The 20,454-nt window shown below is 28.6% G+C and carries 18 protein-coding genes; 15 read left to right on the forward strand and 3 right to left on the reverse strand.

What is annotated here, in order from left to right; genetic code table 11:
- Positions 1-364: 364 nt before the first annotated feature.
- Positions 365-2,002, reverse strand: a complete 1,638-nt coding sequence (locus E5347_RS03065) for a putative manganese-dependent inorganic diphosphatase (protein WP_136004521.1) — start codon at positions 2,000-2,002, stop codon at positions 365-367.
- A 138-nt stretch (positions 2,003-2,140) separates the two neighbouring features.
- On the opposite strand from E5347_RS03065, the gene E5347_RS03070 reads away from it, so the two are divergent.
- The 6 genes from E5347_RS03070 to thiI all read left to right on the forward strand — a co-directional run bounded on the left by E5347_RS03070 (position 2,141) and on the right by thiI (position 10,471).
- Entirely contained in the window at positions 2,141-4,693 is a 2,553-nt protein-coding gene (locus tag E5347_RS03070) for a calcium-translocating P-type ATPase, SERCA-type (protein ID WP_136004523.1), read from the forward strand.
- Between the two features lie 371 nt (positions 4,694-5,064).
- Positions 5,065-6,534, forward strand: a complete 1,470-nt coding sequence (thrC, locus tag E5347_RS03075) for a threonine synthase (protein WP_136004525.1) — start codon at positions 5,065-5,067, stop codon at positions 6,532-6,534.
- The gene (gene thrB / locus E5347_RS03080) at positions 6,527-7,435 is read left to right on the forward strand and encodes a homoserine kinase (protein WP_136004527.1); all 909 of its coding nucleotides are present in this window, start codon (positions 6,527-6,529) and stop codon (positions 7,433-7,435) included. The genes thrC and thrB overlap by 8 nt, the downstream gene beginning before the upstream one ends.
- Complete coding sequence (locus E5347_RS03085) at positions 7,425-7,862, forward strand: ACT domain-containing protein (protein WP_136004529.1); 438 nt, start codon at positions 7,425-7,427, stop codon at positions 7,860-7,862. The genes thrB and E5347_RS03085 overlap by 11 nt, the downstream gene beginning before the upstream one ends.
- 312 nt (positions 7,863-8,174) lie before the next feature.
- On the forward strand, positions 8,175-9,320 hold the full coding sequence (locus E5347_RS03090) for a cysteine desulfurase family protein (RefSeq protein WP_136004532.1): 1,146 nt from the start codon (positions 8,175-8,177) through the stop codon (positions 9,318-9,320).
- A complete protein-coding gene (gene thiI / locus E5347_RS03095) occupies positions 9,317-10,471 on the forward strand; it encodes a tRNA uracil 4-sulfurtransferase ThiI (protein WP_136004534.1) in 1,155 nt (384 codons plus the stop codon). The genes E5347_RS03090 and thiI overlap by 4 nt, the downstream gene beginning before the upstream one ends.
- A gap of 240 nt (positions 10,472-10,711) precedes the next feature.
- Here thiI and E5347_RS03100 read toward each other — a convergent pair whose 3' ends face one another.
- Positions 10,712-11,128 carry a hypothetical protein gene (locus E5347_RS03100; protein WP_136004536.1) on the reverse strand — a complete coding sequence of 139 codons (417 nt, stop codon included), beginning with the start codon at positions 11,126-11,128 and terminating at the stop codon, positions 10,712-10,714.
- Positions 11,129-11,413: 285 nt separating this feature from the next.
- Between E5347_RS03100 and E5347_RS03105 the strand changes: the two genes are divergently transcribed.
- The 5 genes from E5347_RS03105 (at position 11,414) to E5347_RS03125 (ending at position 16,064) form a co-directional block, all read left to right on the forward strand.
- On the forward strand, positions 11,414-12,109 hold the full coding sequence (locus tag E5347_RS03105; protein WP_136004542.1) for a hypothetical protein: 696 nt from the start codon (positions 11,414-11,416) through the stop codon (positions 12,107-12,109).
- 168 nt (positions 12,110-12,277) lie between these two features.
- Entirely contained in the window at positions 12,278-13,225 is a 948-nt protein-coding gene (locus tag E5347_RS03110) for a DUF4003 family protein (protein ID WP_136004544.1), read from the forward strand.
- 11 nt (positions 13,226-13,236) lie between these two features.
- Positions 13,237-14,283 (forward strand): DNA polymerase IV, encoded by a 1,047-nt coding sequence (locus E5347_RS03115; RefSeq protein ID WP_136004546.1) that lies wholly within the window; start codon positions 13,237-13,239, stop codon positions 14,281-14,283.
- 79 nt (positions 14,284-14,362) lie between these two features.
- Positions 14,363-15,037 carry a deoxyribose-phosphate aldolase gene (gene deoC / locus E5347_RS03120; RefSeq protein WP_136004548.1) on the forward strand — a complete coding sequence of 225 codons (675 nt, stop codon included), beginning with the start codon at positions 14,363-14,365 and terminating at the stop codon, positions 15,035-15,037.
- A gap of 67 nt (positions 15,038-15,104) precedes the next feature.
- Entirely contained in the window at positions 15,105-16,064 is a 960-nt protein-coding gene (locus tag E5347_RS03125) for a calcium/sodium antiporter (protein ID WP_136004550.1), read from the forward strand.
- A 458-nt stretch (positions 16,065-16,522) separates the two neighbouring features.
- On the opposite strand, the gene E5347_RS03130 is transcribed toward E5347_RS03125, so the two are convergent.
- Complete coding sequence (locus E5347_RS03130; protein ID WP_136004551.1) at positions 16,523-17,134, reverse strand: DUF975 family protein; 612 nt, start codon at positions 17,132-17,134, stop codon at positions 16,523-16,525.
- A gap of 207 nt (positions 17,135-17,341) precedes the next feature.
- On the opposite strand from E5347_RS03130, the gene E5347_RS03135 reads away from it, so the two are divergent.
- Genes E5347_RS03135 through E5347_RS03150 form a run of 4 tightly spaced genes read left to right on the forward strand, consistent with a single transcriptional unit; the run spans position 17,342 to position 20,445 of the window.
- A complete protein-coding gene (locus tag E5347_RS03135) occupies positions 17,342-18,280 on the forward strand; it encodes a CobW family GTP-binding protein (RefSeq protein WP_136004554.1) in 939 nt (312 codons plus the stop codon).
- A 5-nt stretch (positions 18,281-18,285) separates the two neighbouring features.
- Positions 18,286-18,918 (forward strand): GTP-binding protein, encoded by a 633-nt coding sequence (locus E5347_RS03140; protein WP_136004556.1) that lies wholly within the window; start codon positions 18,286-18,288, stop codon positions 18,916-18,918.
- Positions 18,902-19,804, forward strand: a complete 903-nt coding sequence (locus E5347_RS03145; RefSeq protein WP_136004558.1) for a permease — start codon at positions 18,902-18,904, stop codon at positions 19,802-19,804. The genes E5347_RS03140 and E5347_RS03145 overlap by 17 nt, the downstream gene beginning before the upstream one ends.
- On the forward strand, positions 19,801-20,445 hold the full coding sequence (locus E5347_RS03150) for a membrane-spanning protein (RefSeq protein ID WP_136004560.1): 645 nt from the start codon (positions 19,801-19,803) through the stop codon (positions 20,443-20,445). Before E5347_RS03145 ends, E5347_RS03150 begins: the two co-directional genes overlap by 4 nt.
- The last annotated feature ends 9 nt before the right edge of the window (positions 20,446-20,454 follow it).

A 20,454-nucleotide genomic window follows, 5' to 3' on the forward strand; every position in this document is an offset into this window, starting at 1 on the left:
TTTAAATTGCTTTGCAATTTAAATGAAAAATGAAGAATTAAGAATGAAAAATTATGGTGAAAACTCCTGCGGGAGTTTTTTTGATATGAGGAATTAGTTAGTAAATGAAATAATGAAAAAATGAAAGAATGAATAAATAGTTAAAATAAAAGAATGAAGAAATGAAAAAATGAAGAACGTAAGGTAAAAACTCCTTCAGAAGTTTTTTACTTTTATTGCAGTAATTTGGAACAAATTACATCCATAATTCTTTAATTTTTTTCATTCTTTAATTCCTTCATTAAAAGAAAAAAAGGCTTTTTTTAAAGCCTTTTTTTATCGTGATTTTGTAAAAATCACTTCCTAAATTATTAATTGCTAAATGTTAACTGTTAATTGCACTAGTGATTGGTGGTACTACTTGTTTCTTTCTTGATAGTACACCATCTAAGAATGCAGTACTTTCATTAAGTGTTACATTAAATGCTTTTTCTGCAATTTCTGGTTGATTACCAGCAACTAATATTTGAGATCCTTCATTTAATATATCAGTTAAAAGTAATAATGTCATATCTAAACCAGCTTCATTTGCCTTAGTATCCATATATTTTAACATGTCATTTTTAAGTGGCATAAAGCCTTCTATATCCATAGTGTTAACTTGGGCAATACCTACCTTAGTTTCTCCTATAGTAAATGGCTTAAAGTCTTGGTTAAAGATTTCCTCAACAGTTTTACCCTTAAGTGAAGTACCTGCTTTAAACATTTCTTTTGCAAATTCTTCAACATTGATTCCAGCAATTTCAGCAAGTCTTAAGCAAATTTGCTTATCTTCTGGAGTACAAGTTGGGCTTCTAAATAATAATGTATCAGAAATTATTGCACCACATAAAAGTCCAGCAGCTTGTTTTGAAGGTCTTATTCCACGTTCAAAGAAGCATTTACCAACTATAGTAGAAGTACTTCCAATAGGTTCACTTCTAAAGTATAGAGGACCGCTTGTTTGAATATCAGCTACTCTATGGTGATCTATAATTTCTAATATATCAGCATCTTCAAGTCCATCAACTGATTGACCTCTTTCGTTATGGTCCATTTGAATAATTTTCTTTCTATAGTTAGAAATTAAGTGATATCTAGACATAGTTCCTATAACTTTTCCATCTGAATCTATAACAGGATAGCTTCTAAATCTAGTTTCAACCATAACTGGTTTAACATCATCAACTAAATCTTCTGTTGAGAAAGTAACTAACTTATCCTTTATCATTACATATCCAACAGGGATACTTTGAATTATAAGTCTAGATGTAGTAAATGAATCATGAGGTGTAGATATTACACTTATATTAGCTTCTTTAGCTTTTTCAATTATTTCAGCAGTAGGAGTATGTGATCCTGTAACTATCATAAGAGAAATATTTAAGTCTAATAAAGCACTTTGGACTTCTTCTCTGTCTCCAACTATTGCAATATCTCCTTCTTCAATATGATCCTTCATGCTTTCTGGTTTCATAGCAGAAACTACTATTTTACCTGGGAAAGATTTAGTTCCTTCATTAACATATATTTCTTTTGCAGATAAAGTATCTACTATGTTTTCAAAAGAAGTATTACTCTTTGCTAAAATTCTATTATCCCAAATATCCATATAGCAAGAAGTTAAGTTTGAAATAGCTAGAACTCCTAATAGATGATCATTTTCATCTGCAACAGGAAGAGTTTTTATGTTCTTGTTGCTCATTATGTTCCAAGCCATTTTTAATGATATTTCTGGTGAAACAGGTGTTATTTTATCAAATTCTAAATCTTCCACCTTAAGTTTCACAGTTTTTAATAATTTTGGAGCTTCTACTCCAAAATAATCAAGTATATATTGAGTTTCTCTATTTACATTTCCAAGTCTAACTGGAACAGCAGGCAGGTTGCCTGTCTTATTTTTTAATTCAGCATATGCATAAGCTGAACAAATTGAGTCTGAATCTGGGTTTTTATGCCCAGTTACGTATATTATATCTTTCAAGTTATTGCCTCCTTAGTATATTAATCATCTATTCATATTCTATATTTATATTGAAAATTTGTAAAGGTATCTAATTAAAATTCATATCTTGGAATTAACCAAATATAATATATAGAAACTAATTTAAGGAGGAATCTGGTGATACAGGAGAGAGAAATATCGAGAGGATTATCTACAAAAGAAGCTGAAGCAAGACAAAAATCTTATGGATTAAATGAAATATCCCATAAGAAAAAATCATCACCAATAGTAATATTTTTATCACAATTTAATGACTTTATAGTTTGGGTATTAATAGCTGCAACAATAATATCAGGGCTTATGGGAGATTTAGCTGATGCAGTTACTATACTAATTATAGTAGTTGTTAATGCTATTATGGGATTTGTTCAAGAATATAGAACAGAAAAGTCCCTTGAGGCCCTTAAGGAATTAGCAGCACCTAGTTGTAAGGTTCTTAGAGATGGAGCACTGAAAGTAATTAACTCTATTTATATAACTATTGGAGATATGGTTATTTTAGAGGCTGGAGATAGGATTCCTGCTGATGGAACCTTTATTGAAGCTTCTAGTTTAATGGTAGATGAGTCCCTATTAACTGGAGAATCAGTTGGGGTATCGAAGGACTATAGAAAAGGAAAAAATCAAGGATTTATGGGAACAACTATATTAAAAGGAAGAGGAATTTTGTTTGTAGATAGCATTGGTATGCAGACAGAAATGGGTAAGATAGCAAATCTTTTAGATAATATAGAAGAAGAAAAATCACCTTTAAGAGAAAGATTAGATTCATTAGGTAAGATTTTAGTAATTTTATGCTTAGGAATTTGTGCAGTAGTTACTATTCTTGGAATATTAAGAGGGAATGAAGTCTCAGAAATGTTTCTTCTTGGAGTTTCATTAGCAGTTGCAGCTATTCCAGAAGGACTTGCAGCAATTGTAACTGTTGCCTTAGCTTTAGGTGTATCAAGGATGCTAAAGAAAAATGCACTAGTTAGAAAACTTCCAGCTGTTGAAACTTTAGGGTGCACATCTGTAATATGTTCTGATAAGACAGGTACCCTTACTCAAAATAAGATGACTGTTAAGGAAATATATATTAATGGTAGGATTTATGATTTAGATAAGGAAAATGTAGATAGTAGTACAAGTTTAGCTAAAGCATTAGTTTATTGCAATGATTGCAATTATGATTTTAAAATTAAAAACATAGATAAGGCTCTTCATGGGGATCCTACAGAAACTGCATTAGTAAAAGCATTCTTTAAGGATGTTAATTTACTTAAAGGATATGTTTCTAGGGTACAAAGAGTTTTTGACATTCCTTTTGATTCAAATAGAAAGATGATGAGTGTAATAGTAAGAGATGGATCAAAGGAATTTTGCTACATGAAAGGAGCTCCTGAGAGAGTAATTGATAAATGTAGCTATATTTTAGAAAATGGAAGTATTAAGCCTTTAACATCTCAAAAGAGAAGACAAGTAGCTTCATATATAGAAGTGATGTCTAATAGGGCCTTAAGATGTATTGCTGCAGCTTATAAGGAAGAAGGATTAGTTAGAAATGATTCCTTAGAAAAAGATCTTATTTTCTTAGGAGTTGCTGGAAGTATAGATCCTCCTAGAGTTGAAGTTAGAGATGCGGTGTTAAAGTGTAAACTTGCCGGAATTAAGCCAGTTATGATTACTGGTGATCATAAAAATACAGCTTTAGCCATTGCTAAGTCTATTAATATTTGTAACACTGATGATCAAGGTATTACTGGCGAAGAAATTGAAAGGCTTAGTGATGCAGAATTAGAAAAGAAAGTAATGAATGTTAGAGTTTTTGCAAGAGTTTCACCACATCATAAGCTAAGAATTGTAAAGGCATTTAAAAAGCAAAATAATATAGTTGCTATGACTGGTGATGGAGTTAATGATGCTCCAGCTATTAAGGAAGCTGACATTGGTGTGGCAATGGGGATATCAGGAACTGATGTTACTAAAGAAGCTGCATCTATGGTACTTATGGATGATAACTTTAAGACTATAGTTTCTGCAGTAGAAGAGGGAAGAATTATTTACGATAATATAAGAAAGTTTATTAGGTATTTATTATCTTGTAACCTAGGAGAAGTTTTAACTATGTTCCTTGCATCAATTTTCTATTTACCTAATCCATTAACACCTATTCAAATATTATTTGTAAATTTAGCTACAGACGGCCTTCCAGCTATAGCCTTAGGGGTTGATCCAGCAGATAAAGATATAATGATGCAACAGCCAAGGGAAAAGGGAGAAAGCATATTTGCTCGTGGTTTATGGTCTAAGATACTTGTAAGGGGATGTTTAATTGGTATTTGTACATTAATGGCTTTTATGACAGGAAGATTATATGGAATGGATTTAGCTACTTGTAGAACATTAGCACTTACTACATTAGTAATGTCACAACTCTTACATGTATTTGAATGTAGATCTGAAAGACATTCAATCTTCGAAATAAAATTATTTACAAACCCATATTTAGTAGGAGCAGTTTTAGTTTCGATAACTATGGTTTGTGGAATACTTTATATACCATTTTTAGCTGATGTATTTAATACAGTAGCTTTAGGGATAGGCCAATGGGGAATTGTATTATTTTATTCAGGTGTAATATTCTTAATTAATAGTGTTTACTTATTTATTAAGAGCAAAGGAAAATAGTGCTGCTCACAATGAAGAATTACATCGATAAGTATTTGTTTTGAATTTTAAGTTTTAAGGAAGCTATTTGTATAAAATAGCTTCTTTTTATTATTTAGTAGCAATTACTATAAATTAGGGCGGGATGCTGAATAATTAGGAATGTAGAGAAAAAGGGAAGTTTCAAAAGAGAAAGTCCCTTTTTTAGTGTTTACCTTTAAATAACTATAAGTAAATTTTGTATGAAAGAAAAGATAATAAATAGAATATTAGAAATGTTAAATGTTTACATTTAAAATAGAAAGTGTATCTATAATAAAAACACTTGTATTTAGTGAACAAACATGGTAATATATTTTCAAGGGAACTAAACCAAGATTTGGGGTGATTTTATGAGGTTTACAAGTACCAGAGGAGGAGAAAAGGCTATCACTTCCTCAGAAGCAATTATAAATGGGATATCTAAAGATGGCGGGCTATATGTACCTTTAAGTTTTCCTAACCTTTTTGATAAGGTAAAAGATAAGTATAATATGACTTATGAGGAAATTTCCTTTGAGGTAATTAAGGAGTTCTTTACGGATTTTACTGATGAAGAAATTCAATCTGCAATAAATAAGGCCTATACTTATAGGTTTAAAGTTATAGAAGAGAAAAATTTCTTAGAGCTTTATCATGGACCAACCTCTGCATTTAAAGATGCTGCATTATTATTCTTACCACAAATAATGAGTTTATCTAAAAAGAAACTTAAGGTTAAGGAAGAAATAGTAATACTTGCTGCTACTTCAGGGGATACAGGTAAGGCAGCTTTAGAAGGTTTTAGGGATGTAGATGGTTTTAGGGTAATGGTTTATTACCCAAATGATGGGGTTAGTGCAGTTCAAGAAAAGCAAATGGTTACTCAAGAAGGAGCAAATGTTAGAGTTGTTGGGATTAATGGAAACTTTGATGATGCTCAAAGAGGAGTAAAAGAAATATTTGGGGATATTGAATTTAAAGAAGATTTATTACAAATGGGCTTTAGATTATCTTCTGCAAATTCAATAAATATTGGTAGATTAGTACCACAAATTATTTATTATTTTTATGGATACTTCCAATTAGTCAATAAGCAAAAAATAAAATTAGGGGATAAAATAAATGTAGTAGTACCTACTGGCAACTTTGGTAACATACTTGCTTCATATTATGCAAAGGAAATGGGGCTTCCTATTGCTAAATTTATATGTGCATCTAATGAAAACAAAGTACTAGCTGATTTCTTTAATGAAGGTGTATATGATAAGAGGAGAGAACTTATCTTAACTGAATCACCTTCAATGGATATTTTAGTTTCATCTAATTTAGAAAGATTATTATTTGAAGCTAGTGGTAGGGATGAAAATATAATTAAATCCTTAATGAAGGATTTAAATGAAAAGGGCGTATATGAAGTTAGTAAGAGTATAAAAGATTTCTTAAAGGACTTTTATGGCGACAGTGCTAGCACTGATGAAGTTTATAAGGCAATAAGAGATTTATATGAAAAAGAGGGCTATTTAATTGATACACATACGGCAGTGGGGCAGGTTGTATTAGAAAAGTATCAAAGGGCAACTAATGATACTACAGAATATTTAATTGCATCAACAGCAAGTCCATATAAGTTCCCTAGAAGCATAACTAAGGCTTTAGGAATTGATGTTGAAGGAGTAGATGATTTTGAAGTTATTAAGAAGTTAAATGAATTTTGTAAGATTTCAATACCAGATAACTTAAAGGATTTAGACAAAAAGGCAGTGCTTCATAACTTTAAGTCAGAAAAAAATGCACTTAAAGACGCACTTTTAAAGTATTTAAAGGAAGAGCCTAATGTTTAGAGTAAAAGTACCTGCAACATCTGCAAATATAGGACCAGGATTTGATTCCTTAGGTATAGCTTTTAATTTATATAATGAATTTGAATTTTCTGAAGTAAATGGGGGCATAAACTTTTATGGATTTAAAGAGGAATTTTCTAATACAGACAATATAGTTTATAAAGCAATGGAAATATGCTTTGAAAAGTGTAAATACAAGCCTAAGGGATTAAAAATTGGGTTAGTTAATGAAAATATACCTATATCAAGGGGGCTTGGTTCAAGCTCTACTTGTATAGTTGCAGGACTATTAGGTGCAAATGCCATAATGAATAATCCTTTAAGTATAGAAGAACTTTTTAAACTTGGGGTAGAAATTGAAGGTCATCCAGATAATATTGCACCAGCATTCTTTGGGGATATGATAGTGTCAGTAGTTGAAGATGGGGAAGTATATTATAATAAAATTAATATTGAAGAAGGCTTAAGCTTTATTGCTTTAATTCCTAAATTTGAACTATCTACATCTTTATCTAGAGAGGTACTACCAGCTCAGGTAAACTTTAAAGATGCTGTTTATAATGTTAGTAGGGTATCATTGATGATTTCTAGTTTTATTAGTGGTAAATTCGATCTTTTGAAGTATTGTTGTAAAGATGCATTACATGAAAAGTATAGAAGTCCATTAATAAAAAATTATAATTTAGTATATAATAAATGTATGGATTTAGATGCTTTATGTTGTTTTTTAAGTGGGGCAGGGCCAACTATAATGGCAATTATTAAAAATGACAATAAAGAATTTTTAGAAAAGCTTAATACTTTTATCAAGGATGAGAATATTCCTTGGAGCATTAAGGAACTATCTATAGATAATTTGGGGGCAACAACAGTATTTAAAGGTGGTACTAATGAAAGGTAATTTTCTAATTGTAGATAAAAGATCTCTTCCTGATGTTTATGAAAAAGTAGTTGATGCTAAAAGATTACTTAAGGAAGGTAAAGTAAAGGATGTTACTGAAGCAGCTAAAACGGTAAATATAAGTAGAAGTGTTTACTATAAGTATAAAGAAACTGTTTTTGAACTTGCTGAAACAGAAGTAGGACAAAAAGTAACATTAAATATGATGATAAATGATAATAAGGGAGTACTTTCTTGTATTTTAAATTATATTTATGAAGTAGGTGGAAGTATAATTACTATAAATCAAGGAATCCCTATGAATAAAAAAGCTAATGTGAGTTTAACTATTAACATTTCATCTATTAATGGTGATTTAACTACATTAATGGATGGCTTATTAAAGCTAAAAGATGTTGAAAGTGTTGAATTCGTAGCTATGGAGTAATCTCCTTATAAAGTTTTAGATCTTGCAAATTAGAGGCTGTCATAAGACAGCCTCTAATTATTCTTAGAAAAAACTTTATTTATTTATTGAAATTTGATATAGTATTTTTAAAATCAATTGTATATATGTTTCAATTAATTAAATAATTAATTTTCATTTATTTAAATTTGAAAGCATCTATATTTTAATTTTTATATAAGCTGATTGCGTAAGTGCATAATTAAAATATTTTACATATAAATTAATTGGATAAAATGTAAAAATTTTATTACAACTTATATACTATTTAAATTAATAGTAGGAGGACTAATTTTGGATATTTATTTAGACAATAGTGCAACTACAAAACCTTATAAAGAAGTAATAGATGAAATTGCTAGAGGAATGGAAGAATATTATGGTAATCCATCTTCACTTCATGGTCTTGGAATAAAATCTGAAAAGAAGATAAATGAGGCTAGGGATTTTATAGGGAAATGTATAAATGCATCTAAGGAAGAAATATACTTTACTTCAGGTGGAAGTGAAAGTAATAATCTAATAATAAAGGGACTAGCTAAACCAGGGCATCATATAATTACAACTGTTTTTGAGCATCATTCTGTTTTAATGACATATAAAGACCTTGAAAAGAATGGAGTAAAAGTTACATATTTAAATGTAGATAGCAATGGTAAAGTTTCTATAGATGATATAAAAAATTCTATAACAAAGGAAACAGTTTTAGTTTCAATTATGCATGTTAATAATGAAATGGGTTCAGTACAAGATCTAGTGGAAATCGGTAAGGTAATTAAAGAAAAATCAAGTAGAGCAAAATTTCATGTAGATGCTGTACAATCCTTTGGTAAGTTAAATATAGATGTGAAAAAGATGAATATAGATATGCTTACAGCCTCTTCACATAAGATTCATGGACCAAAGGGTGTTGGATTTATTTATATTAAAAAAGGTTTAGTATTAAATCCATTAATACATGGAGGAAGTCAAGAAGGTGGAGTAAGAGGTGGAACTCAAAACGTTCCTGGTATTATAGGCTTTAATAAAGCAGCAGAAATAACTATGGAAAATATTAATGATAGTTATAAAAAAGTTAATGAATTAAAAGAATACATGATAAATAGACTTAGTGAAATTGATAATATTAGGATAAATAGTCCATTAAGTGATGATTTTACACCATATATATTGAATGTATCTTTTACTGGAGTTCGTGCTGAAGTATTACTTCATTTACTTGAAGAAAATAATATATTTGTAGCTACTGGTTCTGCATGTACTTCAAAAACTAGTTCTGTACAAGGTAGTTATGTTATTAAAGCTTTAGGGTTAAGCAAAGGTGAAGTTGAAAGTGCTATAAGATTCTCATTCTCAAAGTTTAATACTAAAGAAGAAATAGATAAAACTGTAGAAGTTTTAAAAAACTCATTAAGATTTTTAAGGAGAGTAAAAAAATGAATCAACTAATATTAGTTAAGTACGCATCTGAAATATTTTTAAAGGGATTAAACAGAAATAAGTTTGAAAAGAAATTAAGAGAGAATATTAAAAAGAAGCTAAAGGGAATAGAATATTCTTTAATTTCAGATCAAGGTAGATATTTTATTAAAGCTGATGATATTGAAGAAGCTACTGAAAGAGTAAGAAAAGTTTTTGGCGTAGCTGAAGTATGCATAGTTACAGAAGTAGAGAGAGATATGCAAGCAATTAAGGAAGAAGCTTTAAATAAGGTTAGAGAAGCTAATCCAAAGAACTTTAAGATTGAAACTAATAGAGCTAATAAGGCATTCCCTAAGAATTCTTTAGAAACTTCTAAAGAAGTTGGAGCTTTTGTAGTTTATAATATGAATGGACTTGAAGTTAAGGTTAAAAATCCAGAATGTCTAGTAAATATAGAAATAAGAGATAAAGCATATATTTATACGACAAAGGATAAGGTTAAAGGGGTTGGAGGACTTCCTTATGGAATTAATGGAAGTACAATGCTTATGCTATCTGGTGGTATAGATTCTCCTGTAGCAGGCTATTTAATGGCTAGAAGAGGAGTAGAATTACACTGTGTTTATTACCATAGCCATCCTTACACTTCAGAAAGAGCAAAGGATAAGGTTAAGGATTTAGCTAAGATATTATCAAATTACACTGAAAGAGTTAACCTTCATATTGTGCCTTTTACTGAAATACAAATGGCGATTATTAATGGATGTAGAGAAGATGAGCTAACTATTATAATGAGAAGATTTATGATGAGAGTAGCATGTGCTTTAGCAGATAAGTATAATATACATTCAGTTGCAACTGGAGAAAGCGTAGGTCAAGTTGCTAGCCAAACTATGGAAGGTTTAGTTGTAAGTAATGATTGTGCAGATAGACCAGTATTTAGACCATTAATTGCAATGGATAAAACAGATATAATGGATATAGCTAGAGAAATAGATACTTATGAAACATCAATACTTCCATATGAAGATTGTTGTACTATATTTGTTCCAAAACATCCAAAGACTAAACCAAGATTAGAATTAATAAGAAAATCTGAAGAAGTATTAAATATAGATGAATTAGTTAATAAAGCTTTAGAAGAAACAGAAGTAGTTGTTTTCAATTAGCAATTAACAATTATTAATTAACAGTTGAGGTTGCAATTTGTTCCAAATTGCTGAGAAATGAAGAACTAATGGAATAATGAGAAAAATTAAGAAATGAAATAATGAAAGAATTGTTGAAGTGATTTTTTTCAAAATCACAATAAAATAATAAATAAAGAGGTTGCCCCATGGCAACCTCTTTATTTTAAAACTCCGTAGGAGTTTTCACCTTCATTTTTTAATTTTTTCATTATTTCATTCTTATCTTGTTCTCATTTTAGTTGCTTGTTGTCTAGCTTTTTTTATTTGGCTATGATCAAATGGGTGTAGGTCTTTTTTTGTAGTTAAATTTAAAATGTTTGAAATAGTGATTGTGTCAGAATCTGCCTTACCTTTTTCACCTTCAATTCCCATAATAATTACTTTATGACCTTGCTTTACATCTATAAAAGTCGGCTTTTTAAACCACTTTCTTACTTTATATTGAGTTTTAACTACACCCTTACCTGCATCTGGCTTAAGTAATATCATGGCATCTAATTTTCTGAAAATGCCTAATATGTTCTTTTCTTCAATTTTAACAGATAAAACAGTACCAGCAGTACTAGTCATTCTATCTCCATACTTTTGCATATATGCATCAGTAAAATACTTACTTACTTTATCTTTGAAACCCATAATTAAAACTCCTTTATATTAAGAAATATTTATATAACAATTATAATATCAAGGTTATTATAACATAAGTAAAATATTTATAAAACAAAAATTTAAAATATTGTGATTAAGGAGATCTCACTATGACTTAGTGGTGCTTTATTAGTCTAAACTTACTAATTAGAAGAGATTAAATAAGAAAGAATTAATATTTTTTATTCAAAATTACTTTTTTAAGAGAATATATTTATACTTGCTCATAGGATATAGTAAATACACTTTAGATAAAAAGAGGAGGATTTACTAATGAAGGTTTGCTTACAAAGAGTTAACAGTATGTGTAATGAATATAATCTAGTAATTTGTGCAGATAGATGTATAGGTATTGAAATAAGAAGAAATTTACCTAAATGTATCTGTGGTGATGGGATTAAGATAAATATTATAGTTACAGGATGCGAAGGAGTACTATGTGCACCAGCTTTACCATGTAACAATGTAGTAGCATTATCTAGTCCTATTAGAATTATAAGAAGAAATCCATGTAGAGATTTTAATAATTCAGCTTTTAATAACGATGATTTTGACAATTTTAGTGAAGGCTTTGATAATTTCAGTTTTAATGATGAAGGTAGTAAGTTTAATGATTCACGTTGCTGCAATAGCGTTTCTCCAATGTCTAGGGAACAAGAATTTGCTATCATAGTTAGATCCTTTAGCCCTGCATTATCACAATTTTTATGTGAATTTCCACAAATCTTTTTAGAAGATAATGATAGAACTGTAAGGTTAATATTTATCTTTGATAAAAATGGTAGTTGCTTTGCGCCAGCATGCAACTCAGGATGTGGTTTTGGAGGAGGCTGTGGCTTTGGAGGCTGTGGCGGTGGCTTTGGTGGAGGCGGCTTCGGCGGAGGTTGTGGCTTCGGTGGAGGCTGTGGCTTTGGTGGAGGCGGTTTCTTTGGATTAGCTGCTTTAGCATTATTATTCTGTTGCTGCTAACCTTTGAAAAAAACAAAGGATAAGTAAAATAGGCCAAGATAAGTAAAGCTTACCTTGGCTAATTTATTTAAAAAAATTGTTATTAATTTGTTATAATACTGACACATAAAATATAGTATAATAGACTTAGGATTTAATATTCATAAAGTAAAGTGAGGGAGTATTAATATGGATAAACTTCTCAAAGACAGAATAGATCTGACAATTGAAAACTACAGAAGTGCAAAGGTAAAATTAAGAAATGATGGCGACTTAATAAACCATCTTGCTTCATTAGTCTTTGCACATAATAACAAAGACATACCTTTTGAGAAGGTAAAGGAAATCAGAAGATATATTAAAGACACATCATCAAGAGTATCACCTTTTAGGGGAGAAACATTATATATTTTATCTTTATTAATAGCTTTAGAAAATGAAGAAGAGAATATTATTAATGATATATACGAAATTATGGAGTTACTTACAGAAGAAGGCTTTAATGAGTGTGATTATTTAGTATTAACATCCTTTGTAATAGCTAAGTATGGAAAAGGCATAGACAAGCATAAAATTTCAAGAAAAATGAAAGATGTATTTATATTATTAAAAGAAAAATATTACAACATCACTGGAGAAGATGATTATCTTGTATGTGCATTATGGGCTTTAAATGATATAGATATTACAACAATTGATGAATTTATAGAAACGATATATAATAATATAACTAATTTAAATATTAAATCAAAAAATGGAATACAAAGCTTAACTAATGCTATTATGTTAAATGGATCTTCAGGTCATATGTATAAGACCATGGAGTTTATATTACAAATGGAAAAAAGAGAGATAAAGATAGCTCAGCAGTTTTTACCTCTATTAGGTGTATTATCTAATAGGGATATGAGAAAGAGTATAGATTTAATAGAAGATGTAGTTGAAACTCTTTGCGAAGAGGAAAGTGAATATGAATACTATATGGATAAGGGATTTAGAACAATTATAGCTATTTCAATTATATCATTTAACACAATAGGAGATAATAGAAGTTATATAGATGAGTTATTGGCTCAAGGTGTATATAGTTTTATTAAATCTAAAAATAAAGGAATGTTTGCAGAAGCTTTGGCCTAAAGGGAGAAGTGATGGAAAGGATAATTTTACATGTAGATATGGATGCTTTTTTTGCATCTGTAGAACAACTTGATAATAAGGCACTAAGAGGAAAGCCAGTTATAGTTGGTGGAGTTAGTGAAAGAGGAGTAGTTTCTACATGCTCTTATGAGGCTAGAAAGTATGGAGTACATTCTGCTATGCCTGTATTTATTGCGAGAAAATTATGCCCTCATGGTATCTTTGTTAGAACTAGGTTTTATAGATATAAGGAAATTTCTAATAAAGTATTTAATATTTTAAGAGATGTTACATCGATTATAGAACCTTTATCTATAGATGAGGCCTATTTAGATATTACTAATAGCAAGTTTAAAAGTGGACTTGAAGCAGCAAAATATATAAAGTATAGAGTTCTTAAAGAAGTGGGATTAACTATTTCTGTTGGAATCTCATATAATAAATTTTTGGCAAAACTTGCTTCTGATTGGAATAAACCTAATGGAATAATGATAATAGATAAGGAAATGATGCCCGATTTACTTATGCCTTTTCCAATTTCAAAAATTTATGGATTAGGAAAGAAATCAGTTGAAAAACTAAACAATATGGGTATTTTTATAGTAAAAGACTTATATGAAATGCCTAAAGAGTTTTATATAGAATATCTAGGTAAATACGGACTTGAAATTTACGATAGAATTCGAGGTATAGATAATAGAGAAGTAGTACCAGTTCGTGATAGGAAATCCTTTGGAAAAGAAACTACCTTAAAGGCAGATACAAATGATAAAGAGGAATTATTATCTTACTTAAAGGAATTTTCAAAAGAAATAAGCAATTACTTAATAAATAAAAATATTTATGGAAAAACTATAACTGTTAAATATAAGACTGAAAGTTTTGTAAATCATACTAGAAGTAAAACTTTAAATTATTACACTAATGATTTTAATGAAATATATAGTACTTGTGAAGAAATAATTGAAAATGAGAATATAAAAGAAAACATTAGATTAATAGGAGTTACAATATCATCCTTTAAAGAAAATACTATAGAACAGTTAACTTTATTTTGAAATTACTTTAATTATGTGTAATTTTCTTATATAATTAATATTTGGAATTATAAATAAAGTTTTGAGAGGAGATTCTTAAATGAATAAAAATGAATTAGCAAAAATGATAGATCATACTATCTTAAAGCCAGAGGCTACAGAAAAGGAAGTAGAAAAACTTTGCAAGGAAGCTTTAGAATATAACTTTGCATCAGTTTGTATTAATCCTTCTATGGTAGAAAAAGCAGCTGAAATGTTAGAAGGTAGTGATGTAAAGGTTTGTACAGTAATAGGATTTCCTTTAGGAGCAACTACTACAGAAGTAAAAGCTTTCGAAACAGAAGATGTAATTAAAAAAGGCGCTACTGAAGTAGATATGGTTATTAATGTAGGAAAGCTAAAAGAAGGAAACTTAGATTATGTTAAAAAAGATATAGAAGCAGTTGTAAAAGCTGCAAAAGGTAAAGCGTTAACAAAGGTTATTATAGAAACTTGTCTTTTAACTGATGAAGAAAAAGTAACTGCATGTAAATTATCAAAAGAAGCTGGTGCAGATTTTGTAAAAACTTCTACAGGATTTAGTATTGGTGGAGCTACTGCAAAAGACATTAAGCTTATGAGAGAAACAGTAGGGGAAGAATTAGGAGTTAAGGCTTCAGGTGGAGTAAGAAGCTTAGAAGATGCAGAGCTTATGATAGAAAATGGAGCTAGTAGAATAGGTGCTTCAGCTTCTATTGCAATATGCGAAGGAACAAAAAGTAATTCAACATACTAATAATAAACTTTAATGGGGCTGTTTGCACGACAGCCCTTTACTTTGGGGAAAAACAAAGGAGAAGAAAATGGATTATATTATTTTGATACTAGGATTTGTACTACTTATAAAAGGAGCAGATATTTTTGTAGATGCTGCTTCAAATATTGCAAAAAAATTTAAAATACCATCAATAATTGTGGGTCTTACAATAGTATCCCTTGGTACTAGTGCACCAGAACTTGCAGTAAGTTTAATATCATCAATGGAAGGAAGCAATGGAATTGCCATTGGAAATGTTCTTGGCTCTAATATTTTTAATACATTAATGGTTTTAGGTATAACAGCTATTATAATGCCAATACTTATTAAAAAATCAACAATGTTTAAGGATTATTTAGTTAATATAGTAGTATCATTAGGATTACTAATATTAACTTTTGGAAGAACTCTTTTTAATAAAGAAGCAGAATTATCAAGACTTTCAGGAATTATTTTATTAATAGGTTGTATAATATATACTTTTTACTTAATAAAAACTGCTAAAAATAGTGATGCAGAAGAGGAAGAAGAGGATAGCAATGACTATAAAATAGGAGCATCCATTGTAAAAATAATAATTGGAATAATAGGAATAGTAGTTGGGGGAAACTTAGTAGTTAATTCTTCTAGTAGCATAGCTTATTCCTTTGGATTAAGTGATAAGCTTGTTGGTTTAACTATAGTTGCTATGGGTACATCATTACCTGAACTTGTTACCTCAATAATTGCAGCTATAAAAGGAGAAAATGACATAGCTATAGGAAATGTTTTAGGATCTAATATTTTTAATATATTATTAATTTTAGGTGTTTCTTCAACTATAAATCCAATATTAGTTAGCAGCTCTCTTATAGTAGATATGATTTTCTTAATATTTATATCTATAGTTTTAGGAATATTTATGTTTACAGGAAAAAAAGAGAAGCTTTCTTTAGGTAAGATAGAAGGTTTAGTATTAGTTTTACTTTATATTTGTTATATGGTATTTATAATATATAGAAACTAGCTAAAAATAAATTGAGGTTATAAAAAGATTATCATATAAAGTTATTCTTAGATTAAGATGGAGTTTTCTTCAAAGGAATATCTTACTCCATATGAAGCTTAAAAAAACTAATCCAGGCGCGTAGCAGTGCTTATCTCCCACTTTGAGAAGATGGGAGTATTAGCAATGGTAGCGATCGGATAAATAAATCTTTTGTAAATTTGATTAAGTGGATATAGAACTACTTTTTTACAGAATTATATTTTTATAAAAGGACAAAATATAAATGTACTGTAGGAGGTGGTAAATATGGCTAAGAATAAGAATAATGCTGATTGTAAAGATAAGAAGCATAAATCTCATGGAGCTGAAAAAACAGCTACTAATAACCAATGGGGAAAATAGAAAAGTGATTTTTTAAGAATTGCTTAATATAAGTTGAATAAGAAGTCTTTTAAAGATTTCTTATTCAACTTTTTTTATATATTTTCTTTTAGTTTAAGGTAATAATTAGCATTTGTTATTTTAACATAAGGATTAACCCAAAAACCAGCAATACCTAAAGTGATTCCAGCCAATAGATACCATCCAATAAAGGATAGTTGAAGTACAAAATATTCTGCTTTATGACCGGACATCATTTTTTGACTTTCCAACATACAATCTTTTATTGATTTAGAAGGATCCTCTACTAATATAAAGAAGGATTGTGAAAACATAATTAATGCTATAATTCCAGGTACTATAAAAAGTAAGGTTCCAATAAAGCCAATTACAGAAATAGCAAGATATAAGCCTAGGGTTTTTAAGTAATAGTTAAAACATGAAAATATATCTTTTACTTCTGGAGTTCCTAAATTTTTCACTATTTTTAACAAGAAACTATTAAGACCTGCAGTAAATACTCCAGCAAAAAGTATTGTTAATAGGTCTAAGGATATATAAGATCCTTCCCCATAAAAGAATTTTACACCATTTTTTAAATTAGAAGCATCAATAAAAATACTAGCTATAAAAACTGCAATTATTGAAACTACTAAATTATCTTTTAATTGCTGTTTGGATTTTGATTTTAAATAAGTTCTATCCATAGTTCACCTCTTTAAATTATTATTACAATTATATTATACAGTATTTTACATAAATATATAATATATATTTAAAAGAAAAGTAGGATTAAAGTTTAGTGTTAAAGTTTTATTTAGGGTATTAATAAGTTTGGAATTGATTTAGTTGAAGTAATAAAAGGGAGCAAGTTTTCATAAAATGTTTAGAGTAATTATATTTTGAGGTGTAGTATGAAAGTAAAGATAGATATATTTTCAGGATTTCTAGGTGCTGGGAAGACTCTTCTTATAAAAAAATTAATATCTACTGGGGCATATAAAGAAAATATTGCAATTATAGAAAATGAGTTTGGAGAAGTTAGTATAGATTCATTAATTCTAAGAGATACAAATATAAAAATAAGAGAGATAAATTCAGGTTGTATTTGTTGTGAAGTTACAGGGGATTTTAAAGAAGCTTGCATTGAAGTTATTGAAAAATATAAACCTGATAGGATAATTATTGAGCCATCAGGAGTTGCTAAGCTTACTGATATAATCAAGGTTTTTAAAGAGGTAGATTTAAGAGATAAGGTAGTTATAGAAAATTTAATTACAGTTATTAATCCTGAAAAGTATGATTCATATATAACTAATTTTAAAGATTTTTATATAGACCAAATTAAAAATGCAAAAAAAATAGTAATAAGTAGGGTTGAAAAAGTAGATAATCTTAAGATAGATAAAATTATAAAAAGCATTAGAAGTATTAATTCTAAATCAGAAATTATAAAGAAGCCTTATAATGAACTAAATAGTAATGAAATATTAAGTTCATTAAATTATGAAAAGTTAAAGATAGAAAATTCATCTTTTAAGGCAAGTTTAAAAGGCATTGCTAGGGAAAAATCTACAGCAAAAGATATTTTTGAGAGTTATGCTATATATCCTAAAAATATTTTTTCTAAAGCAGAGTTAAATGCAAAATTTAATTTTATAGCATCTTCTAAAGCTTATGGGGACATTATTAGGGCTAAGGGTGTAATTAATTTAAGAGAAGGTACTTATGGACAATTTGATTATGCAGGAGAAGAATTTGAACTAAGGGAAATGAAAAATAAGATAGAAAGTGTAATTTCATTTATTGGAGTAAATTTAAATAAGGAGGAGCTGAAAAAGTTTTTTAGTTAAAGAAGATGAAGACTAAGCTTGAGTTTGTATTTGGATTTTTAGGTAGTGGAAAAAGTAGATTTATTAACTCTTATTTAGATAGTGAGATATGCAAGGATGAAAAAGTATTAATTATTTCTTTAGAGGAAGGAAATACATTAATAAATAAAGGAAGTAATGTAAAGATTGTTTTTATTGAAGAAATAGAATATTTAAAGGAGATAATAATAAGAGAAGTAAAGACTTATACCTTTGATAGGATTGTTGTAGAATACAATGGGACTATATCAGTTAATAGTGTAGAAGATATATGTAATGATAAAAAATTAAGAAAGTATATCGATTTTTATGGTGGATATTTTATAGGAAATGCAGAAGAAATTCTAGTATATATAAAAAATTTAGGAGAGCTTATATTACCTTTTATTCAAGGAAGTAAGCTTATAATACTTAATAATATATCATTAATAAGCAAGGAAAAAAGGGATGAAACTATAAAGCTTATTAAGGATATCAATATTAATTCACCGATAGTTACAATAGATTCAATTAGTGATATTAACAGAGAAATAAAGAGTAATAAGTATTTTAAAAGAAATTTATTTATAAAGAGTCTTAAATCTCTTATTAAAGAAAAAATAAATGATAAGATGGGCTAATATTTTTATAAGTATGGTATTAGAAGCTCTTCCATTTATATTAATAGGGGCTTTAATATCATCATTAATTCAAGTGTATATTTCAGAAGATATAGTAAAGAGATTTTTACCTAAAAGCAGCTTTTTTTCAATAATTATAGCTGCTTTACTAGGGCTTGTAATACCAATTTGCGAATGTGCCATAGTCCCAATTGCTAGAAGTTTAATGAAAAAGGGAGTGCCTATTGCTGTAGCCTTAGTATTTATGTTATCTGTACCACTGGTAAATCCTATAGTTATTGCATCTACTTTTTATGCATTTAAATCTATAAATGTAGTTTTAATTAGAGTTATTGGTGGAATGGTACTTTCAATGATTATAGGTATAGTTATGTCTTTAATTATAAGAAAGAATAAAAATATATTTAAAGAGAGTAGTATATATGAAAATAATTGCGATTGTGGTTGTGAGGTAGTTGATTATTTTAATAGAAAATCTAATATTAGATTATGTTTAGAGCATGGAAGTAAAGAATTCTTAAGTATTTTAAGGTACTACATATTTGGATCATTTTTATCTAGTATATTTATTGTCTTAGTAAAAGAAGAAACTCTTATAAATTTTTCAAATAAAGGAGTTTTGCCTATATTTATAATGATGTTATTGGCATTTTTACTATCTCTTTGCTCAGAAGCTGATGCTTTTATAGCAAGAGGATTCTTAGATTATTTTGGGGTACCTGCTGTATCAGCTTTTTTAATATTAGGGCCTATGATGGATCTTAAAAATGCTATAATTTTAAATTCATACTTTAAAAAGTCTTTTACTGTTACTTTAATTGGAGTAATAGGTATAGTAGTTTTTATTGCCTCATTAATACTTAGCTTATGGGGAGTAGGAATATGAGAAGATTTAATATAAATGAATTTATATCATTATTAGTATTAATTTTAGTATTGGCTTTAGTTTCTTTTTTAATTATTACAGGAGATATACAGAATTTCTTAAGTGAGAAAAGTGCTGCAAACTTAAGAATAGTTTTAATTATACTGCCAGTGTTGATTATAGTACAAGCTACTAAAGTTTTCACTTTCAATTCTAGGGAGGATAATTCATTAAAAATTTTACCTATAGTTTTTACTTTAGGTATAGCTGTATTTTTAATATTTAGAAGTCATATTATAAATGAAGAAGTTAGTAATTATAATTTTAATAATGTTCTTTCTCATAAGGCTATAGAAATTAATCATGAAACTCATTATATTATAGAAGAGCTAGATGAAAAAGGTGAAGAGTACTTAGGTAAGGATATAATATTTACAGGATTTGTATATAAATATGAAGGTGATAAGTTTATATTGGCTAGGGAAGAAATGAATTGCTGTGCAGCTGATTCTTTTATAATTGGAGTTAAATCAATGGCAGATGAGAAGTTTAATGAAGGACAATGGGTAAAAGCTTTAGGAAAGATAGAATACAATGGTGAATACTACTTAAATATATATGAGTATATAAAGATAAATGAACCTAAAAATATATACTTTTAAAATGAAAGT

It is taken from the genome of Clostridium sartagoforme (assembly GCF_004794105.1).
In the GTDB taxonomy this organism is placed as follows: domain Bacteria; phylum Bacillota; class Clostridia; order Clostridiales; family Clostridiaceae; genus Clostridium; species Clostridium sartagoforme_B.